The following is a 17,929-nucleotide window of genomic DNA, read 5'->3' as shown; positions in this document are numbered from 1 at the left end:
CGCAAACTAGGAGGAAGCCAAACATGTCTCGTGCTGTTGGAATCGACCTCGGTACCACCAACTCGGTGGTGGCCGTGCTCGAAGGCGGCGAAGCCGCCGTGATCGCCAACGCCGAAGGCGCACGGACCACCCCGTCGGTGGTCGCGTTCGCGCGTAACGGCGAGGTGCTGGTCGGCCAGCCCGCCAAGAACCAGGCGGTCACCAACGTCGACCGCACCATCCGCTCCGTCAAGCGCCACATGGGCGAAGGCGACTGGACCGTCGAGATCGACGACAAGAAGTACACCCCGCAGGAGATCAGCGCGCGCACGCTCATGAAGCTCAAGCGCGACGCCGAGTCGTACCTGGGTGAGGACGTGACCGACGCGGTCATCACCGTCCCGGCCTACTTCAACGACGCGCAGCGTCAGGCCACCAAGGAAGCCGGCCAGATCGCCGGCCTCAACGTGCTCCGGATCGTCAACGAGCCGACCGCGGCCGCCCTGGCCTACGGACTCGACAAGGGTGAGAAGGAACAGACCATCCTGGTCTTCGACCTCGGTGGCGGTACCTTCGACGTCTCGCTGCTCGAGATCGGCGACGGCGTGGTCGAGGTCCGTGCGACCTCCGGTGACAACCACCTCGGTGGTGACGACTGGGATCAGCGCGTCGTCGACTGGCTCGTCGAGAAGTTCAAGAGCACCTCGGGCATCGACCTGACCAAGGACAAGATGGCCCTGCAGCGTCTCCGCGAGGCCGCCGAGAAGGCCAAGATCGAACTCTCGAGCTCGCAGAGCACCTCGATCAACCTGCCCTACATCACCGTCGACGCCGACAAGAACCCGCTGTTCCTCGACGAGCAGCTCTCGCGCAGCGAGTTCCAGAAGATCACCTCTGATCTGCTGGAGCGCACCCGCGCCCCGTTCCAGGCCGTCATCAAGGATGCGGGCATCTCCGTCGGCGACATCGACCACGTCGTGCTCGTCGGTGGTTCGACCCGTATGCCGGCCGTCACCGACCTGGTGAAGGAACTGACCGGTGGCCGTGAGCCGAACAAGGGCGTCAACCCGGACGAGGTCGTCGCCGTCGGCGCCGCACTCCAGGCCGGTGTGCTCCGCGGCGAGGTCAAGGACGTGCTGCTGCTCGACGTCACCCCGCTCTCCCTCGGTATCGAGACCAAGGGCGGCGTGATGCACAAGCTGATCGAGCGCAACACCACCATCCCGACCAAGCGGTCGGAGACCTACACGACCGCCGAGGACAACCAGCCGTCGGTGCAGATCCAGGTCTATCAGGGTGAGCGCGAGATCGCCTCGCACAACAAGCTGCTCGGCAGCTTCGAGCTCGGCGGCATCGCCCCTGCGCCGCAGGGTGTCCCGCAGATCGAGGTGACCTTCGACATCGATGCCAACGGCATCGTGCACGTCACCGCGAAGGACAAGGGCACCGGCAAGGAGAACTCGATCCGCATCCAGGACGGTTCCGGCCTGAGCAAGGACGAGATCGACCGCATGATCAAGGACGCGGAGGCGCACGCCGACGAGGACCGCAAGCGCCGCGAGGAGGCCGAGACCCGCAACCAGGCGGAGTCGCTGGTCCACCAGACCGAGAAGTTCCTCAAGGAGAACGAGGACAAGGTCCCGGCGGAGCTGAAGGAGAAGGTCGAGGCGGCCGTCGCCGGGGCGCAGGAAGCGCTCAAGGGCAACGACACCGCGGCGATCAAGTCCGCGATCGAGAAGCTGTCGGAGGAGTCGCAGGCCCTCGGCCAGGCGATCTACGCCAACGCCGCTGCCGAGTCCCCCAACGGTGAGTCCGCCGCGGCCGACACCGATCCCGACGTCGTCGACGCCGAGGTCGTCGACGATGCCGACTCGAAGGAGAACAAGTGACCGCAGGAGCCCATTCGTCGAATGGGTCCGGCGAGGAGCCGGTGACGGTGACCGACCGTCGTCGTATCGACCCGGAGACGGGTGAGGTGCGCGACGAGCCGGCCGCCGGACCTGGCCCGGCCGATGCCGGACCGGTCGTCGACGAGCAGACCGACATGTCACAGGCCACCGAGGAGCAGCCGGACGCCGCAGCCGACGAACCGGATGCCCGCGTCGCCGAGCTGACGGCCGACCTGCAGCGAGAACGCGCCCAGTTCGCCAACTTCCGGCGGCGTGCCGCCGAGGAGAAGCAGGGTTCGGTCGCCTACGGCAAGCAGATCCTGATCGACAAGCTGCTGCCGATCATCGACGATCTCGACCGTGCCCGTGAACACGGCGACCTCGACAGCGGTCCGCTGCGTGCGGTCGCCGACAAGCTGACCGGTGTGCTGGCCGCCGAAGGTCTCGTGGCCTTCGGTGCGGCGGGTGACGAGTTCGATCCCGAACTCCACGAAGCCGTGCAGCACGACGGCACCGGCGCGAACCCGGTGATCGGATCGGTGTACCGATGCGGCTACCGCCTGGGCGAGAAGGTGATCCGCACCGCGATGGTGACGGTCACCGATCCCGCTCCCGCGGGCGACGCGCCCGGTGCACAATAGAACGACCGTCGCTCGATCCTGAGTGGGCGAACTCACCACTGATCCCTGAGGTGCGAGGAGCGCAAGCGACGAGCCACGAAGGGCGACGAACCCTTCGTGGCTCGCTTCGCTCGCACCTCAGGGAGCACATGGTCGGCTCGCACCTCGGGGAGCAGGTGGTCGGCTCGCACCTCAGGGAGCAGGTGGCCCCAACTGAAACTTCAATCCAGACAACAGAACTCAAGGAGGTGACGTCTGGTGGCACCACAACGTGAGTGGTTAGAACACGACTTCTACAAGGACCTGGGCGTTGCTTCTGACGCTTCGGCTGAAGAGATCAAGAAGGCCTACCGCAAGCTCGCGCGCGAGCTGCATCCGGATGCGAATCCGGGTGACAGCGCGGCCGAAGAGCGCTTCAAGCGGGTGTCCGAAGCCCACAGCGTCCTCGGCGATGCCGAGAAGCGCAAGGAATACGACGAGACACGCGCCATGTTCGCCGGCGGACGATTCCGCGGCGGCGGCAACGGCTTCCCGGGTGGCTTCCCCGGCGGCGGAACCACCTACACCACCGGCGGCGGTGGCGACTTCGACCTCGGCGACCTGTTCGGCGGGGCACAGACCGGGGGCGGCGGTGGCGGTTTCGGCGACATCTTCGACGGCCTGTTCAACCGCGGCGGCGGAACGCAACGTACTTCGACGGCGAGCCGGCCGCGTCGTGGCAAGGACCTCGAGACCGAGACGACGCTCTCGTTCTCCGACGCCGCGCTCGGCACGACCGTCCCCCTGCGGGTGACCAGTCCGTCGCCCTGCACCACCTGCCACGGCTCGGGCGCCAAGCCCGGGACCAGTCCGCGGGTGTGCGCGAACTGCAACGGTTCCGGGTTCGTGAGCCGCAACCAGGGCGCGTTCGGATTCAGCGAGCCCTGCCAGGACTGCCAGGGCACCGGGTCGCGGATCGACGACCCGTGCACCGATTGCGACGGCAGCGGCGTGAAGGTCCGGGCGCGCACCATCAACGTCCGGATCCCCGCCGGCGTCGAGGACGGTCAACGCATCCGGCTCGCCGGGCAGGGCGAGGCCGGTCGTCGTGGCGCCCCGTCGGGTGACCTCTACGTCGTCGTGCACGTGACCCCGCACAAGCAGTTCACCCGCAGCGGCAACGACCTTCGGGTGCAGCTGCCGGTGCGGATCTCCGAACTCGTTCTCGGAGCGACGGTCTCGGTTCCGACCCTGGAGGGTTCGGTCGGGGTGAAGATCCCGCCGAACACCACCGACGGCCGCACGCTGCGCGTGCGCGGTCGTGGGGTGCCCAAGCGCTCCGGCGGGGCGGGCGACCTGCTCGTCACCGTCAAGGTCGCGGTTCCGAACAAGCTCGACGAGGCCGCGGTCGAGGCGATGCGCGCCTACGACCAGGCCGAGCGGGCAAGCGGTTTCGACCCGCGGGCGGACTGGGGGCGATGAGTCATGGCCGGTGCGAGCAACTTCGACGGCGACGGCGCGACCTTCCTGATCTCGGTGGCCGCCGAACTCGCCGGCATGCACGCCCAGACCCTGCGGACCTATGACCGACTGGGCCTGGTCACCCCGCAACGGACGAGTGGCGGTGGTCGCCGCTACTCGTCCCGCGACGTCGAACTCCTGCGCGAGATCCAGCGTCTCTCGCAGGAGGAAGGCGTCAACCTCGCGGGCATCAAACGCATCATCGACCTGAGCAATCAGGTCGAGGCGCTCCAGCACCGCGTGCGCGAGCTGACCGACGAGGTGCAGGCGTCGCGGACCCGCCGCGGCGGCGAACTCGTCCCCGTGCCACGCACCAACGCCCTGGTCGTCTGGCAGCCGCGACGCAAACGCACCACCGACTGACGTGGTTTCGACGCGAGCCCACGGACGTGCGTAACGTTGAGCGTATGGCTTCTGAACCCGTCACCACCGTCGACTCCGGCCCGCACAAGGTCTCGCGCCGGGTCGTCGTGAACGCCCCGGCCGCCGATGTGTTCGCGCTCGTGTCGAATCCGCATCGGCATCCGGAGCTCGACGGTTCCGGCACGGTCCGCGACACCCCTGTGGACGGGCCCGAGACGCTGACCCGTGGGGCGCGTTTCAGCGTCGGGATGAAGCAGTACGGCGTGCCGTACAAGATCACCTCGACCGTCACCGACTTCGAACCCGGTCGGGTCGTCGAATGGCAGCACCCGATGGGGCACCGCTGGCGGTGGGAACTCGAGTCGACGTCACCGACCACGACCGCGGTCACCGAGACCTTCGACTACTCGACGCTCCGGGTACCGAAGATCATGGAACTCATCGGCTACGACAAGAAGAACGGCAAGGGGATCGAGGGCACCCTGCGGGCCCTCGCGGCCCGGTTCGCCTGAGCCGAGCCGTCACCCTTGATGGACTCCTCTTCCCCCGAGTCGTTCCCCGAGCCCGGCACCTCGGATGAACCCGTCGTCGTCCTCGGCATCGTCGCCGCGCCGGGCCAGGCGATCGACCTCGCCCGCAAGCTCATCGAAGCCGACCTCACCGACCACATCCAGACGACCTTCCCCGGCGCGCGCTGGCAGCTGGATCTCCTCGAGGCCGGCGTCGTACAGCCGCCGGTCGGCGACGCCGAGATCGTCGACGCCACGAGAGATCTTCTGCTCGAACACGAGTGGGATCTGGTGCTCTGCCTGACCGACCTGCCGCTACACGTCGGCAAACGTCCGGTCGTCGCGCATGCCAACGCAGTGCACGGCGTCGCGGTCCTCTCGGTGCCGGCGCTCGGCGCCACCGGAGTGCGGCAGCGGGCCCGCGGCATCATCACCGGACTCGTCGGTCAACTCCTCGGTGCCGACGCCGACGACCTCCGCAGTCACCAGAAGTCGCCGGCGCGGTCGGCGCTGCGCCATCGCGTGCGCCAACTCGGGACCGACGTCGACGAGGCGGGCACCGCGTTCACCGCGCGTGTCCTGACCGGGAACCTGCGTCTGCTCACCGGCATGGTGCGCGCCAACCGCCCGTGGCGGCTGGCACTCGGCCTGAGCCGCGCACTCACCGGCGCTATCGCGGCCGGGGTCTTCGCACTGGTGACCGCCGACATCTGGCTGCTCGCAGACACTTTCGGTGGGATTCGGCTCACCGGCGTGGCACTCGGTTCGATCATCGCGATCACCGCGACCCTGATCATCGGCGCCGACCTGTGGGAACGCGGCGGCTCCCGACAGACGCGCGAACAGGTGGTGCTGTTCAACATCGTCACCATGATCACAGTCGTTCTCGGTGTGGGCGCGTTCTACGCGGCGCTGTTCGTCTTGTCCGCGATCGGCGCGCTCTGCCTCGTGGTGCCGCAGGTCATCGGTGCGACGCTCGACCACCCTGTCGGCTTCACCGACTATCTGGAGGTTGCCTGGCTGACGTGCTCCCTCGCGACCGTCGGCGGTGCCCTGGGCGCCGGCCTGGAAACCGACGAAGCGGTGCGCGACGCCGCGTACACCCAGCACGCTGCCGAGTCGATCTGAGCCGGACGCCGGACACAGCCGGATGCCCCGGTCCTCGCGTCAGCCGCTAGGCTTGCGGGTCAGAACGCCACAGCAAGGTCGGCGACGGGAGGTGAACCATGTCCGAGGTACCGGCAAACGGTCCGATGCCAGGGTTCGTGGTCCTGGGTATCTCCGTCGTCGACGACCAGATCAGCTCGGTGGTCCGCGACGCCGACGGCCACGTCCTGGCGAGCAATCTTGTCGACCTCCCGGACGCGTCGGCGGCCGGTGCCGAGGCCGCGATCCTCGAACTCGTCGATTCCGTGCCTGTGGAGGTCGACCGCATCGGCATCTCGGCGTCCCGCGCAGACGTCCGCGACCACCTGGCACGGGCCTTCGCGCCGGGCGCCGGCACCGGGCCGTCGTGGACGGAGAAGGTCGTCGTCACCGGCTATGCCGCCGCACTCGCCGAGATCGCATGCACGCATGCGACGCGCGGTGGGGTGGTGGCCGTCGTCGACCTGGATCGCGATGCCGCGCCGGCCGCCGGCACGACCCTCGCCACCGTCGACACGTCTTCCGGCGCCGTCCTCGGCACGACCGACTTCGCGCCGGGCGAGATCGCCTCGGTCACCGACCCCGACGCGGCGACCCGGCTCGCGACGGCGGTCACCCGCCTGCCGCGCGGGCGTGACATCACGTCGGTCATCGTGGTCGGCCCCGGCGCGCAACTCCCCGGCATCGCGCCGGCCTTCGAGTACGCGGCGCAACGCCCCGTCACCGTCGCGGACAACCCGGCGCTGGCCTCGGCCCTCGGTGCGGCCGACGCCGCGGTGGTCGCCGCGGCAGCACCCCCCGCCGCCCCGCGGACGTCCACGGGACGTCGCTGGTGGTTCGTCGGCGCCGCCATCGGCGCGGCCGTGTTCCTGGCCGCCGTCGGGATGACGCTGATCCTCACCGCCGAGTCGACGGTCGCCGAACCCGCGCCCGTCACCGTGACCGAGACACCGGCAGCGGTCACCTCGACCGAGGAGGCGACGGTCACCGAGACCGCAACGGAAACCTCGGTCCGCACGACCACGGTCACCAGCACCCCGCGTCCGGTCACTCGAACGGAGACGGTGACCGAGTCGGCTCCCGAGACGTACACCGTGACCGAGACCGAAACGGTCACGGCTCCGGCCGGCGGCGAGCCGAGCCTCGAAGTCCCCTGAGGCGCAACCGGTTCGGGGGAGCCAACTCCGGTACCGGGTCAGAACACCGGGTCGTGCTGGATGCGGCTGGCCCGGACGCCCGCGATGATCAGCGTGCGTCGGGTGTTCTCGATCATCTGCGGTGATCCCGCGATGAGCACCTGGCGGTCCTGCCAATCACCGGACCGGGCGACGACGTCGGCCAGGGTGCCGATCTCGTGGTCGATGCCGAGTTCGGCGGGCGTCGCCACCGCGTTGATCCACCACGGATCGCGCTCCTCCTGGGACACGGCGGTGACCCGCAGCCAGGGATTGGTCGACGCGATGCGGCGCAGCACGGTCAGGTCGTACAGCTCGCCCGGGTAGCGCATGCCGTAGAAGATGTGCGTCTCCGGCGAATCGGCGCGCATCGACATCTCGATCAACAACGCCCGCAGCGGTGCGAGCCCGGTCCCGCCCGCGACCATGAGGACCTTGCTGTCGCGGTCGACGTGCAGCGTCCCGTGCCCCTGGGCGAGGGTCCACACATCGCCGATGCTGGTCTCGCTCACGATCGCGGTGCTGACCGTTCCACGGGGGATCGCACGCACGTGGAACTCCAGTTCACCGGCCGGGTTGGGCGGGATGGCGGGGGAGAGATTGCGCCACTGCTTGGGCCATTGCGGGGTGTGCACCTCGAGGTATTGGCCCGTGTTGAACGTCAGCGGCGAGTGGGCGAGAAGCCGGACGACCGCGAGGTCCCGGGTGATGCGGTACTTCTCGACGACCTCGGCGGTCCAGCGTGCGGGATGGGTCGCGCTCTCGGCCGCGCCCCGCATGACCCCGGTGACCAGCATCATCGCCTGCGAGACGGTCTGTTCGGTCTCGGCGTCCCAGTAACCGGCCATGAGGCTGCCGAACTCGCCCATCAGGGCGGCGTACATCACGTGGTAATGCTCGGGCTCGACTCCGAACTTGCGATGGTCGCGTCCGAGCTGAGCGAGGAACTCCACGAGTTCGGCGTGACCCGACTCGGCCGGGATCGCTTCCAGCACATGGTCGATGACCCGATGGAAGGCCACTCGCTGGGCCGCCATCGACACCCCGAACAGGTCACGCAGGTCGGGATCGATCGCGAACATCCGGGTGTAGACGTTGGTGACGAACCGGTCGGGCTGTCGATTGACAGCCGTCCGCAGCTGATGCAGCGCGTGGCGCGTATGTGTCGCCATCTCGAAAAGATCACACCTCCGTCGCGGCTCGTCTCCCCACCCGGTTCAAGAGACCCACACTAGTCCTTCAACACGTCACAATTCAGGATCCGGCATCCCATGTCGGACAGTGATGAGGTATGGCAAGGTACGGGGATGACGTCCCTCGAAGGGGTCCTCACGGGCATCGTTGATGCCCATGTGCAGCACTGGAACCCGCGGCGCACCCCGTGGGCGGCCACGCGGGCGTCGCGGCTGTACGGGTTCGTCCCCACCTTGGGCGACCGGGTGTTCCCGCTCGTCGTCTCGCGCGCCGACCGCGAGTACATCCTGACCCCGCGCACCGTGGCCCGGGCCTACGAGCCGCGTCAGTACGCCACCGATGCGGCGCTGGTGCCGACCGTGGTGGGGGTACCGATCGACACGGTGGTGCACGTCGAGTCGCATTGGCGCCGCGAGGTCGCCGACGCCGCGGAGCCCCCGGTGGACAGCACCGCCGTCGAGGAGACCCGATATCTCGAGAGCCTGCCGTTCGGCCAGGCCGGTACCCCCCGCCTCGGCGCCGTCATCTCGCACGGCGATCCGCGGACCCGCACGTTCGCGACCATGCTCGACGAACAGTTCGCGGCCTCCCCGCGGTTCCGCGGCATCCGCATCGTCGCGTCCCGACATCCTGATCCGCGCGTCCGCGATGGCGGGGACACCGACAACCTGCTGTCCTCGACGGCGTTCCTCGAGGGGTTCGCCGAACTCGCGAGCCGCGATCTGGTCTTCGAGGCGTCGGTGTACTCCCATCAGCTCTACGACGTCATCCTGCTGGCCCGTGAGTACCCCGACACGACGATCGTCCTCGACCACTTCGGCATCCCGGCAGGGGTCTTCGGTCCCGTCGGTGTCCGCACCGGCGCGACAGCCGCAGCGCGCGCGGACATCTGGCGATTGTGGCGAGAACGGATGACGACCCTGGCGAACCACCGCAACGTCGTCGTCAAACTGTCGGGTCTGGCGATGCCGATACTGGGTTACGGTCACGAACGGTGGGGCAACATCGGCGGTCAGGCCACGCTCGCCGAGATGATCGGTCCCTTCGTCGAGCACATCGTCACCCATTTCGGGTCGGACCGCATCATGTTCGGGTCCAACTATCCGATCGATCGGCCCAACGCCGCGGTCGACGTGCTGGTCGGCGCGCTCGTCGACTGTGTGTCCCAGTGGGGTTCGGAGGCTCTGCGGAAGATCTTCCGCGACACCGCTGTTCGTGTCTATGCGATCGATGACGCGGCGGGTTGACCGCTCACCGGCCGCGGGGCCACCACGTCGAACGTTGCGGCGACTCCGGCACGGGCACGTCCCGCATGAGCCGGGTCAGGATCTCGACGAGGGCGGTGCACGAGGGATACCGGTCCTCCGGTGACTTCGCCAGCGCCTTGGCGAAGATCGAGTTCATCGCCGATGGCAGCCAGGGGCGGCGTCGGGTGAGTTTCGGCGGGTCGTCGTTGAGGTGGGCATAGGTGATCGCGAAAGCGGTGTTCCGCGGGTACGGCGGTGTGCCCGTGATGAGTTCGACGAGCGTGCACGCGAATGCGTAGAAATCGGTTGCGGGGGTGAGCTTCTGGGCCTGCAGTAGTTCGGGCGAGGCGTAGCCGATGGAACCCTGCACACGACCGTTGCGCGCGAGTGGACGGGTGTCGTCGAGGAACTGGGCGATCCCGAAGTCCGAGAGGTAGGCGTCGAGGGGTGTACCCACAGATCGCGGGGTGCGGGAGAGGAGGATGTTCGCGGGTTTGACGTCGCGATGCAGGATGTCCTGCGAATGCGCATGATCCAGCGCATCGGCGATCTGCATCGCCACCCGCAGGATGGTGTCCATGTCCGGCTCGTCGCCGCGCTCGGGGACGAGTGCGGTCGCCGCGGGGCCGCCGATGTACTGCATGGTCAGCCACATCGACGGCAGGTGCCGCGGCCCGAGCGACCCGCGCGGCGAGGCGATCTCGCCGTGCTCGATCATGCGCACGATGTGCGGATGGTCGAGCAGCGACGCGATCCCGAATTCCCGCTCGAAGCGCTCCCGGACCCGCGCGTGGTCGGACGCGTTCGGGTGCAGTACCTTCAGGGCCAGCGGCCCATCGCACGATGGGTCCCCGTCGTCGCCGGTGCGATGGACCCGGAACACATCGGCGCTCGCCCCGCCACCGAGGAAGTCGTCGATGGTGAAGCCGGCCACGCTCTCGCCAACCTCGAACACCCTGCCAGGGTAGTGGCGTTCGCGGGCCGACGGCGGTAACCGCGGGGTCAGCGAGCTGGTGTCAGCCGGAAGATCGGGAACCGGCGGCCCTGCGCGGTCTCGGTGTACTTCAGGAACTGCTCGGATGCCGAGATGAACTTCTGCCACGCGGGTTCCCAGTCGTCACCCTCGACTTCGGTCACCGCGGTGTCGAGCCGTTCGACGCCGTTCTCCGCCGGCGCCTCCACGGCGACCGATTCGGGATGTGCCCGCAGGTTGTGCACCCACGCCGGGGCCTTCGGCGAACCGGCGTACGAGCCGATCACCAGCCAGCTGTCGGCGTCGGGCAGGGCGAACAGGGGACTGATCCGCGGCTCGCCGGACTTGGCGCCCAGCGTGTGCAGGAGCACCAGGTTCTTGCCGAAGCCGGCGGTGTCCACATGCCCGTTGTTGGAGCGGAACTCGTTGATGACGGTCGCGTTGAAATCGTTCACGTCGCTCATTGTCGCGGTGCCCGGCGTTTCCGGCCATGTATCAATCTGAAACCGTGGTCGTTCGGTCTGCGAATACTCTGAACAGATGAGTGCCGACCCGAGTTCGCTGGCCGCTTCCCTTCCCGACGGCATGGTGGTCACCGACGCCGACATCCTCGCCGGCTACCGGCAGGACCGTGCCGCCGATCCGACGGCCGGCACCCCGCTCGCGCTGGTTCGGCCGACCACCACCGCCGAAGTGCAGGACACCGTTCGCTGGTGTGCCGCCAACGGTGTCCCGGTCATCACGCGGGGTGCGGGTACCAGTCTGTCGGGCGGGTCGACGGCGGTCGACGGCGCGATCATGCTGTCCACCGAGAAGATGCGGGACATCGACGTCGACCCGGCGACGCGCACCGCCGTCGTCCAACCCGGACTGTTCAACTCGGAGGTGAAGGCCGCGGCCGCCGCGTCGGGGCTGTGGTATCCGCCGGACCCGTCGTCGTTCGAGATCTGCTCGATCGGCGGGAATGTCGCCACCAACGCGGGCGGACTGTGCTGCGTCAAGTACGGCGTCACCACGGACTACGTCCTGGGCCTGGAGGTGGTGCTGGCCGACGGCCGGGCGGTACGCGTCGGCGGCAAGCAGCTCAAAGACTCCGCGGGCCTGCCGCTGACCAAGCTGTTCGTGGGCAGCGAGGGGCTGCTCGGGATCATCACCGAGGTCACCCTGCGGCTGTTGCCACCGCAAGGCCCCGCGAGCACCGTCGTCGGTGTGTTCGGTTCGGTGCACGACGCCAGCCGAGCGGTGCTGGCGGTGACCGGGGACATGCGTCCCGCGATGCTCGAGTTCATGGACTCGGTGGCCATCAACGCCGTCGAGGACCTGTTGCGGATGGGCCTCGACCGAGAGGCCGGGGCGCTGCTCGTCGCCCAGTCCGACGCCCCGGGTGCGGCCGGCGCGGCCGAGGTCGAGTTCATCCGGAAGGCGTTCGAGTCCAATGGCGCCGGCGAGGTCTTCGCGACCGACGACCCCGTCGAGGGCGAGGCGTTCACCGCGGCCCGCCGCGCGGCGATCCCGGCGGTGGAGAAGCTGGGATCGCTGTTGCTCGAGGATGTCGGCGTACCGCTGCCCTCGCTGCCCGACCTCATCGACGGTGTCGCCGAGATCGCGGCCGACAACCGGGTGATGATCTCGGTGATCGCCCACGCCGGCGACGGCAACACGCACCCGCTGATCGTCTTCGACCCCGCCGATGTGGACGAGGCGGAGCGCGCGCAGGTCGCCTTCGGTCAGATCATGGACCTCGCGATCGAGTTGGGCGGCACCATCACCGGCGAGCACGGGGTGGGGCGACTGAAGAAGGGCTGGCTGCCCGACCAGGTGGGGCCCGACGTCATGGAACTGACGGCTCGGATCAAGCAGGCTCTCGACCCCGACGGTCTGCTGAACCCGGGCGTGCTGTTGTAGGTGGGCGTCCTTCGGTGGGCCGGGGGGTGGCGGTGCGCCCCGCCACCACATAGGTGTCGCGGCCTGCGGCCTTGGCGTCGAAGAGCGCGTCGTCGGCGACGTCGAACTCGTGCCGGATGAAGGCGTCGGCGTCGTCGGGGGACATGTGGCCGCCCGGTGTGACACCCACGGCGATCCCCAGGCTCATCGTCGCGGTCGCACCACCGGGGATCGTGATGCGCCGCGCGCGGATGCGTTCGGCGAGCGCGCGCACCGAGGTCTCGTCGGCGAGCGTCGCGATCGCGAACTCGTCACCGCCGAGCCGCGCGACGATGGCCTGCTCGTCGGTGGCCCCCTGCAGAATTGCCGCGACCCGCTCCAGGACGTCGTCACCCGTCGCGTGACCGTGTTCGTCGTTGATGGCCTTGAACCGGTCGACATCCGCGGTGACCAATGCGAACGGGTGAGCGGGGCTGCGACGGAGCATTGTCGTCGTCGCGTAGATGAAGCCGCGACGATTCAGCAATCCGGTGAGCGAATCGGTATTCGCCATGATGAGCTGATGTTTCAGTGATCGCTGGAAATCGGATGTGTAACTGCGATGAAGGGCCGTGGTGCCATTGGTGACGACCAACAAAGCGAGTGTGGTGAACAGGACGTTCAACACCGGAGTGCCATCTGCCCACGACATGAGGCCCATCGCGCAGACCGCGATGCTCGAGTAGATCATGTGGGCGTACGCGACCGGGGACCGGACGAAATGGGCCACATATGACCCGATGACGGCGAAGATCACGGCGCAGAACTGGGCCAGGATGATGTCGGAGATGGCGAGGATCGCGACGGTCAGCACTGCGTCGGCCCACAGGACGAACAGGGTGTTGAATCCTCTGATCGACGACTGCTTGGTCCACCAGATCACGCCGAGGTGGACCCGGCTGACCACGTAAGCCATCGGGATCGTGGTGGCGACTACGATGCCGAGGGCGATCGAGCGCGGGACGGATCCCTGTGTGCCACTCGGCGTGAAGAGGGCGATCGTGCCGAGCGCCCCGCACACCGCGACCAGTACGGCGATGGTGACGCGGACATGCCATTCGCGCATCCGGACCTGTTTGAGGACGTGATCGGCGTTGTCGTAGAAAAGGTGATGATGGCCGGATATCTCACCGGTGGCCGGTCCGTGGCGAAGAGCCCGGAAACGAGCGGCGGGCCGTTCATCCTGGTCTCCGCGTTGTCGGTGCTCGATGGCCGCATCCTCTTTCACTCGTGATGCGCGTGACGCGCATGCATGTCGCGACGACGAATCGTCGAACACACGTTACGGAGTTTAGAGGACGATTAAAGATCGTTTCTTCTCGAAATCCGCGATATGACCCAACGGAGCGAAAGATGTAAGAATCGGCAGAATTGCCGTCGATCTGATGCGCGCTGAGACGGTCGTGCCGATCGGGCCCGATCAGCCGCCTCCTGCTGGGGTCCTCCCGTCCCCTCCGCGGGAGGGACCCCAGCAGGTAGTCCGAATGCGATGTGGCCGGCGCGAACCTGGCCTCGCGGAATTCAGCATATTGGCTCGATGGTCAACCTACAATCACATCAATCGGGATAACTGACAGGAGATCGTTGATGAATGGTCCCGGGGAGCCCGGACTACGTGATATCGACCTCCGACGACTGCGAATGTTCGTCGTCGTGATGGAGGCGCCCAGCCTTCGTGTCGCCGCGGATGACCTGTTCATCAGCCAGCAAGCGCTCTCCTCGGCGATCCGCGAACTCGAGCGACACCTGGGGGTGGAGCTCTTCTCGCGGTCGCGCCGAAGCCTCACGCCGACGCCCGCGGGTGAGGCGCTCTACCGTGGTGCAGTGCCGTTGCTGGCCGGTGGCGAACAGCTCGCGACGCAGGTACGACGGGTGGACGCCGGCTCGCCTGCGCCGTTCGTGATCGGTCACGCCCCGGACCTCGCCTCCTCCGAAGTCTTCCGGATCATCGAACCGGTGGTGCTCGCCGACTCGTCGGTGCCGATCACGGTACGACCGGTCTTCGCCGAACTCATTCGCGACGAGTTGCTGTCGGGAGCCATCGACATGGCTCTCGGACGAGGCGTGGCGGCCCCGCCGGACATGGCCACCACCATCGCGACACAACACGAACTGCGTCTGGCGGTGCGTGCCGATCACCCCCTGGCCGCGCACGACCGGGTCGACATGGCCGACCTCGCCGGCTACGAGATCGTCGTCTGGGGTCCCGAGCACGAGTACGAGTACACCGACATCCTCGTCGGCATGTGCCGGCGCGCCGGATTCGAACCGAAGATCATCCTGTCGACCCTGCTGGGTACGCCCCCGCACACGGCGGTGATCGCACACCCCAAGGCGTGCGCCTTCGTCACCAATGAACCGGGCTGGATCTACGTCAACCGCATCCGGATCGTCGAGTTCACCGATCCGCCGTTCGCGCCCGTTCGCGCGATGTGGCTGCCCAACACGTCGTCGACCCTCCGGCGACAGATCCTCGCCGCGGCCGAGAACTCGCTCTGAGACAGGCCCCCGGCCGCACGCCTCAGGTGCCGTCGAGCCTGCTGACCTGCACCGCGGCCACGTCGAAGATCCGCGGGTACCCGACCGTCGAGTCGGGGACGGCGCGGATGGACGGATCTCGCGCATGGTCACCTCGAACCGACCTCCCCGATCGGTTGGCGGAGAACGGGGTTGCCACGCGCGAATACCGCATCTTCGACTCGGAATGGTGGTTGTACGTGCTCAACCGCATCGCCGAAGACCCGACGCGGGTGTTCCATGCCATCGTCGACCTGGGGCGGTGACCTCGCGGCGGCGACCCCGCGCTCAGTTCTTCTCGGTCGGGTCGTCGTCGAGGGGGTTCTCCGGTTCGTGCTCTGCGGAGACGGAGAACGAACCTGTCTCGGGGTTGACCGTCACGGCGTGGTGGGGCACCTCGCGGACCGCGAGCACGATGGGCGAGCCGTCGCGGTTGCGGGCCGCTCCCTCGCCCGGTAGGCCCGCGAAGGTCGCCGACACCGGTTGGCGGGCCCTGCGGTGCCGCTGGTGCTGTGCCGCAGCCGAACCCGCGTCGCCCGTCGCCGCTCCCTCGGCTTGTTCGGTGGTACTCAGCTGTACGTAGCGCGGACGGACCGCGACGTCGTAGTGGAACGCGCGGAGCAACGAGAAACATGCCAGGACCATGACGATCGAGAAGGGGACCGCGGTGGCGATGGACATCGTCTGGAGGGCGGTCAGCGAACTGGTGCCGCCGATCAGGAGCAGGACCGCGGCCGCCACACCCTGCAGGGACGCCCAGTAGACCCGGGTGAGCTTGGGCGTGTCGATCTTGCCGCCGGTCGCCAGCATGTCGATCACCAGCGACCCCGAGTCCGAGGACGTGACGAAGAACAGCACGACGATGACGATCGCGATGACGCTGCTGATGGCCGACATCGGCAGGGTGTCGAGGAGTTGGAACAACGACGTGTTGGTGTCGACCTCGCCGTCGACGAGCATGTCGCCGAACTCCATCTGCCGCAGGATGCCCGAGTCGCCGAACACGGTGAACCATATGGTGCTGACCAGGGTCGGCATGATGAGCACGCCACCGATGAACTGCCGAATCGTCCGACCCCGCGAGATCCGCGCGATGAACATGCCGACGAACGGCGCCCAGCTGATCCACCAGCCCCAGTAGAAGATCGTCCACGCGCCCTCCCAGCCGTCGTCGGTGAACGGCGCGGTGCGCAGCATCAGATCCGGGAAGGCCTGGATGTAGTTGCCGATGTTCTGCACCCACGACTGGATCAGGAAGAGCGTCGAACCGAGCACCAGGACGAAGACGGTCAGTGCCGCCGCCACGGCCATGTTGAGGTTGGACAACCATCGCAGGCCCTTGGTCACCCCGGTGACCACCGAGAAGATGGCCAGGCCGGTGATGCCGATGATCAGCGCGACGATGATCCAGTTGTTGACGTCGACCCATCCGAGGTAATCGAGACCGGCGCTGATCTGCTGGATGCCGAAGCCGAGCGAGGTCGCGACGCCGAACAGAGTGCCGACGATGGCGACGATGTCGACCGCGTGACCCAGCCAGCCCTCGACGCGTTCGCGGCCGAGGAGCGGCTCGAGCAGCCACCGGACGGACAACGGCCGTCCCTTGCGGAAGGTCATGTAGGCCAGGCCGAGTCCGACGACGACGTAGATCGCCCAGGCGTGCAGACCCCAGTGATAGAGCGTCAGTTCCATCGCCTGATTGGCCGCGGCGTCGGTGCCACCCGGGATGCCGCCGGCCTCGGGCGGGTTCACGTAGTGCGAGAGAGGTTCGGCCACGCCGTAGAACACGAGTCCGATGCCCATCCCGGCAGCGAAGAGCATGGCGAACCAGGAGAGCACCCCGAACTCGGGGTCCTCGTCGTCCTCGCCGAGCTTGATGGTGCCGATCCGGCTGATCGCGCAGTACACCGCGAACAGGACGAAGCCGGTGGCGATCAGGACGTACCACCAGCCCACGCCGTCGGTGATCCATGTGTTCAGTTTGTCGAAGGCGTCGGCCGCGGTCTGAGCGTAGATCACCGCGAAGATGATCAGACCGAAGATGACGGCCGACGCGGTGAGGAACACCGGTTTGTGCAGTTCGCGCCACGCGTTGCGGAACATGGGGGACTCCCTCGGCTCAAGAGCTGTACGTGCTACGGCGGCGACAGCGAATCGCCGTGTCCGATTTTCGACCTTACGGACACCGCGATCTCGCGGCCGACCGGGGTGAGGCCGCGATCCGCGACGGCTTGATCCTCACGACGTCACGTCGCCGGCCACCGCTCGGTGATCAGCTCGACCATCTCCTCGACCCACGCGTCGTCGAGTGCGGCGTCGCTGCGGATGAGGATGCGGAAGATCGCGGTACCGGCGACGACCTCCGCGAGCATGGGCAACCGGTCGTCGCCCCGGCGTTCCTGACCGAACCGGGATTCGAAGGCGGTGAGGTCGCCGGCGAGCCGGGCGATCATCTGACTGTGCAGCTCGGGTGAGGCCACGGTGTCGGCGATGAGACCCGGAAGCGCCACGCGCACCTCGGGTCGGTTGAACATGGCACGCACGATCTCGACAAGGGTCCGGATGTCCTGTCGGGCGTCACCCGAACCCGTTGGCGGTTCCAGGGTTTCGGCCGCCAGCACCGCTTCGTGGACGAGTTGGGCCTTGCCGGACCAGCGCCGGTAGATGGCCGCGGTGGTGGTGCCGCGCGGGCCGCGATCGCCGAGAGGGACAGCGCCGGGTAGCCCGTCTCGAGGATGAGTTCGCGGGTGGCCGCGATGATCGCGGCATCGATCCGCCCGTCGCGGGGCCGTCCGGGCGACGCAGGGTTCGACCTCTTGTGTTCCCTCCGGCCATCTGCTGTCATGAGTCCCAGCATAGTTGCAATACGGTCTGCATCGTATTTATGGGAGGGT

The 17,929-nt window shown here is 67.8% G+C and carries 16 protein-coding genes and 2 pseudogenes; 12 read left to right on the top strand and 6 right to left on the bottom strand.

The genetic code is table 11. The features are described from left to right. The first annotated feature begins 23 nt into the window (after positions 1–23). The 7 genes from dnaK to QAD21_RS21135 all read left to right on the top strand — a co-directional run bounded on the left by dnaK (position 24) and on the right by QAD21_RS21135 (position 7,163). Positions 24–1,868: a molecular chaperone DnaK gene (gene dnaK / locus QAD21_RS21165; RefSeq protein WP_068970966.1), complete on the top strand. Its 1,845-nt coding sequence runs from the start codon at positions 24–26 to the stop codon at positions 1,866–1,868. Next, positions 1,865–2,509, top strand: a complete 645-nt coding sequence (grpE, locus tag QAD21_RS21160) for a nucleotide exchange factor GrpE (protein ID WP_068970965.1) — start codon at positions 1,865–1,867, stop codon at positions 2,507–2,509. Before dnaK ends, grpE begins: the two co-directional genes overlap by 4 nt. 237 nt (positions 2,510–2,746) lie before the next feature. Then, positions 2,747–3,949 carry a molecular chaperone DnaJ gene (dnaJ, locus tag QAD21_RS21155; RefSeq protein ID WP_058249666.1) on the top strand — a complete coding sequence of 401 codons (1,203 nt, stop codon included), beginning with the start codon at positions 2,747–2,749 and terminating at the stop codon, positions 3,947–3,949. Positions 3,950–3,952: 3 nt separating this feature from the next. Further along, a complete protein-coding gene (locus QAD21_RS21150; protein ID WP_058249934.1) occupies positions 3,953–4,351 on the top strand; it encodes a helix-turn-helix transcriptional regulator in 399 nt (132 codons plus the stop codon). Positions 4,352–4,395: 44 nt separating this feature from the next. Beyond that, a complete protein-coding gene (locus QAD21_RS21145) occupies positions 4,396–4,863 on the top strand; it encodes an SRPBCC family protein (protein WP_058249667.1) in 468 nt (155 codons plus the stop codon). 18 nt (positions 4,864–4,881) lie between these two features. Further along, positions 4,882–5,988, top strand: coding sequence for a hypothetical protein (locus QAD21_RS21140; RefSeq protein ID WP_068970790.1), 1,107 nt, complete (start codon positions 4,882–4,884; stop codon positions 5,986–5,988). A gap of 98 nt (positions 5,989–6,086) precedes the next feature. After that, the gene (locus tag QAD21_RS21135; protein ID WP_205333353.1) at positions 6,087–7,163 is read left to right on the top strand and encodes a hypothetical protein; all 1,077 of its coding nucleotides are present in this window, start codon (positions 6,087–6,089) and stop codon (positions 7,161–7,163) included. Between the two features lie 38 nt (positions 7,164–7,201). On the opposite strand, the pseudogene QAD21_RS21130 reads toward QAD21_RS21135, so the two are convergent. Further along, positions 7,202–8,365 (bottom strand): annotated as a pseudogene (locus QAD21_RS21130) (FAD-binding oxidoreductase); the annotation flags it as partial. Positions 8,366–8,488: 123 nt separating this feature from the next. Between QAD21_RS21130 and QAD21_RS21125 the strand changes: the two are divergent. Then, on the top strand, positions 8,489–9,622 hold the full coding sequence (locus QAD21_RS21125) for an amidohydrolase family protein (RefSeq protein WP_068970792.1): 1,134 nt from the start codon (positions 8,489–8,491) through the stop codon (positions 9,620–9,622). A gap of 4 nt (positions 9,623–9,626) precedes the next feature. Here the strand turns inward: QAD21_RS21125 and QAD21_RS21120 are convergent, their stop codons facing one another. Together QAD21_RS21120 and QAD21_RS21115 are read right to left on the bottom strand one after the other, a co-directional pair. Further along, positions 9,627–10,577: a serine/threonine-protein kinase gene (locus QAD21_RS21120; protein ID WP_205333355.1), complete on the bottom strand. Its 951-nt coding sequence runs from the start codon at positions 10,575–10,577 to the stop codon at positions 9,627–9,629. A 47-nt stretch (positions 10,578–10,624) separates the two neighbouring features. Then, positions 10,625–11,050: a nitroreductase/quinone reductase family protein gene (locus QAD21_RS21115; protein ID WP_068970840.1), complete on the bottom strand. Its 426-nt coding sequence runs from the start codon at positions 11,048–11,050 to the stop codon at positions 10,625–10,627. A gap of 85 nt (positions 11,051–11,135) precedes the next feature. Here QAD21_RS21115 and QAD21_RS21110 point away from each other — a divergent pair, with 85 nt between their 5' ends. Further along, the gene (locus QAD21_RS21110) at positions 11,136–12,500 is read left to right on the top strand and encodes an FAD-linked oxidase C-terminal domain-containing protein (RefSeq protein WP_205333356.1); all 1,365 of its coding nucleotides are present in this window, start codon (positions 11,136–11,138) and stop codon (positions 12,498–12,500) included. Here QAD21_RS21110 and QAD21_RS21105 read toward each other — a convergent pair. After that, positions 12,448–13,584 carry a GGDEF domain-containing protein gene (locus QAD21_RS21105; protein WP_240198784.1) on the bottom strand — a complete coding sequence of 379 codons (1,137 nt, stop codon included), beginning with the start codon at positions 13,582–13,584 and terminating at the stop codon, positions 12,448–12,450. The genes QAD21_RS21110 and QAD21_RS21105 overlap by 53 nt on opposite strands. On the opposite strand from QAD21_RS21105, the gene QAD21_RS21100 reads away from it, so the two are divergent. The 3 genes from QAD21_RS21100 (at position 13,570) to QAD21_RS21090 (ending at position 15,301) form a co-directional block, all read left to right on the top strand. After that, positions 13,570–13,752 carry a hypothetical protein gene (locus QAD21_RS21100; RefSeq protein WP_223258896.1) on the top strand — a complete coding sequence of 61 codons (183 nt, stop codon included), beginning with the start codon at positions 13,570–13,572 and terminating at the stop codon, positions 13,750–13,752. The two genes, QAD21_RS21105 and QAD21_RS21100, sit on opposite strands and share 15 nt — an antisense overlap. 353 nt (positions 13,753–14,105) lie before the next feature. Continuing rightward, positions 14,106–15,017, top strand: a complete 912-nt coding sequence (locus tag QAD21_RS21095) for a LysR family transcriptional regulator (protein ID WP_058249674.1) — start codon at positions 14,106–14,108, stop codon at positions 15,015–15,017. A 26-nt stretch (positions 15,018–15,043) separates the two neighbouring features. Next, the gene (locus QAD21_RS21090) at positions 15,044–15,301 is read left to right on the top strand and encodes a hypothetical protein (RefSeq protein ID WP_205334512.1); all 258 of its coding nucleotides are present in this window, start codon (positions 15,044–15,046) and stop codon (positions 15,299–15,301) included. A 22-nt stretch (positions 15,302–15,323) separates the two neighbouring features. Here QAD21_RS21090 and QAD21_RS21085 read toward each other — a convergent pair whose 3' ends face one another. Both QAD21_RS21085 and QAD21_RS21080 read right to left on the bottom strand, forming a co-directional pair. After that, a complete protein-coding gene (locus tag QAD21_RS21085) occupies positions 15,324–17,138 on the bottom strand; it encodes a BCCT family transporter (protein WP_205333359.1) in 1,815 nt (604 codons plus the stop codon). Between the two features lie 143 nt (positions 17,139–17,281). After that, positions 17,282–17,880 (bottom strand): annotated as a pseudogene (locus QAD21_RS21080) (TetR/AcrR family transcriptional regulator). Positions 17,881–17,929 lie beyond the last annotated feature (49 nt).

Origin of the sequence: Gordonia sp. SMJS1, assembly GCF_029866425.1 — a bacterium.
GTDB lineage: Bacteria > Actinomycetota > Actinomycetes > Mycobacteriales > Mycobacteriaceae > Gordonia > Gordonia hongkongensis.
Note: the sequence above shows the minus strand (reverse complement) of the source record. Positions and strands in the feature narration are given on the sequence as shown.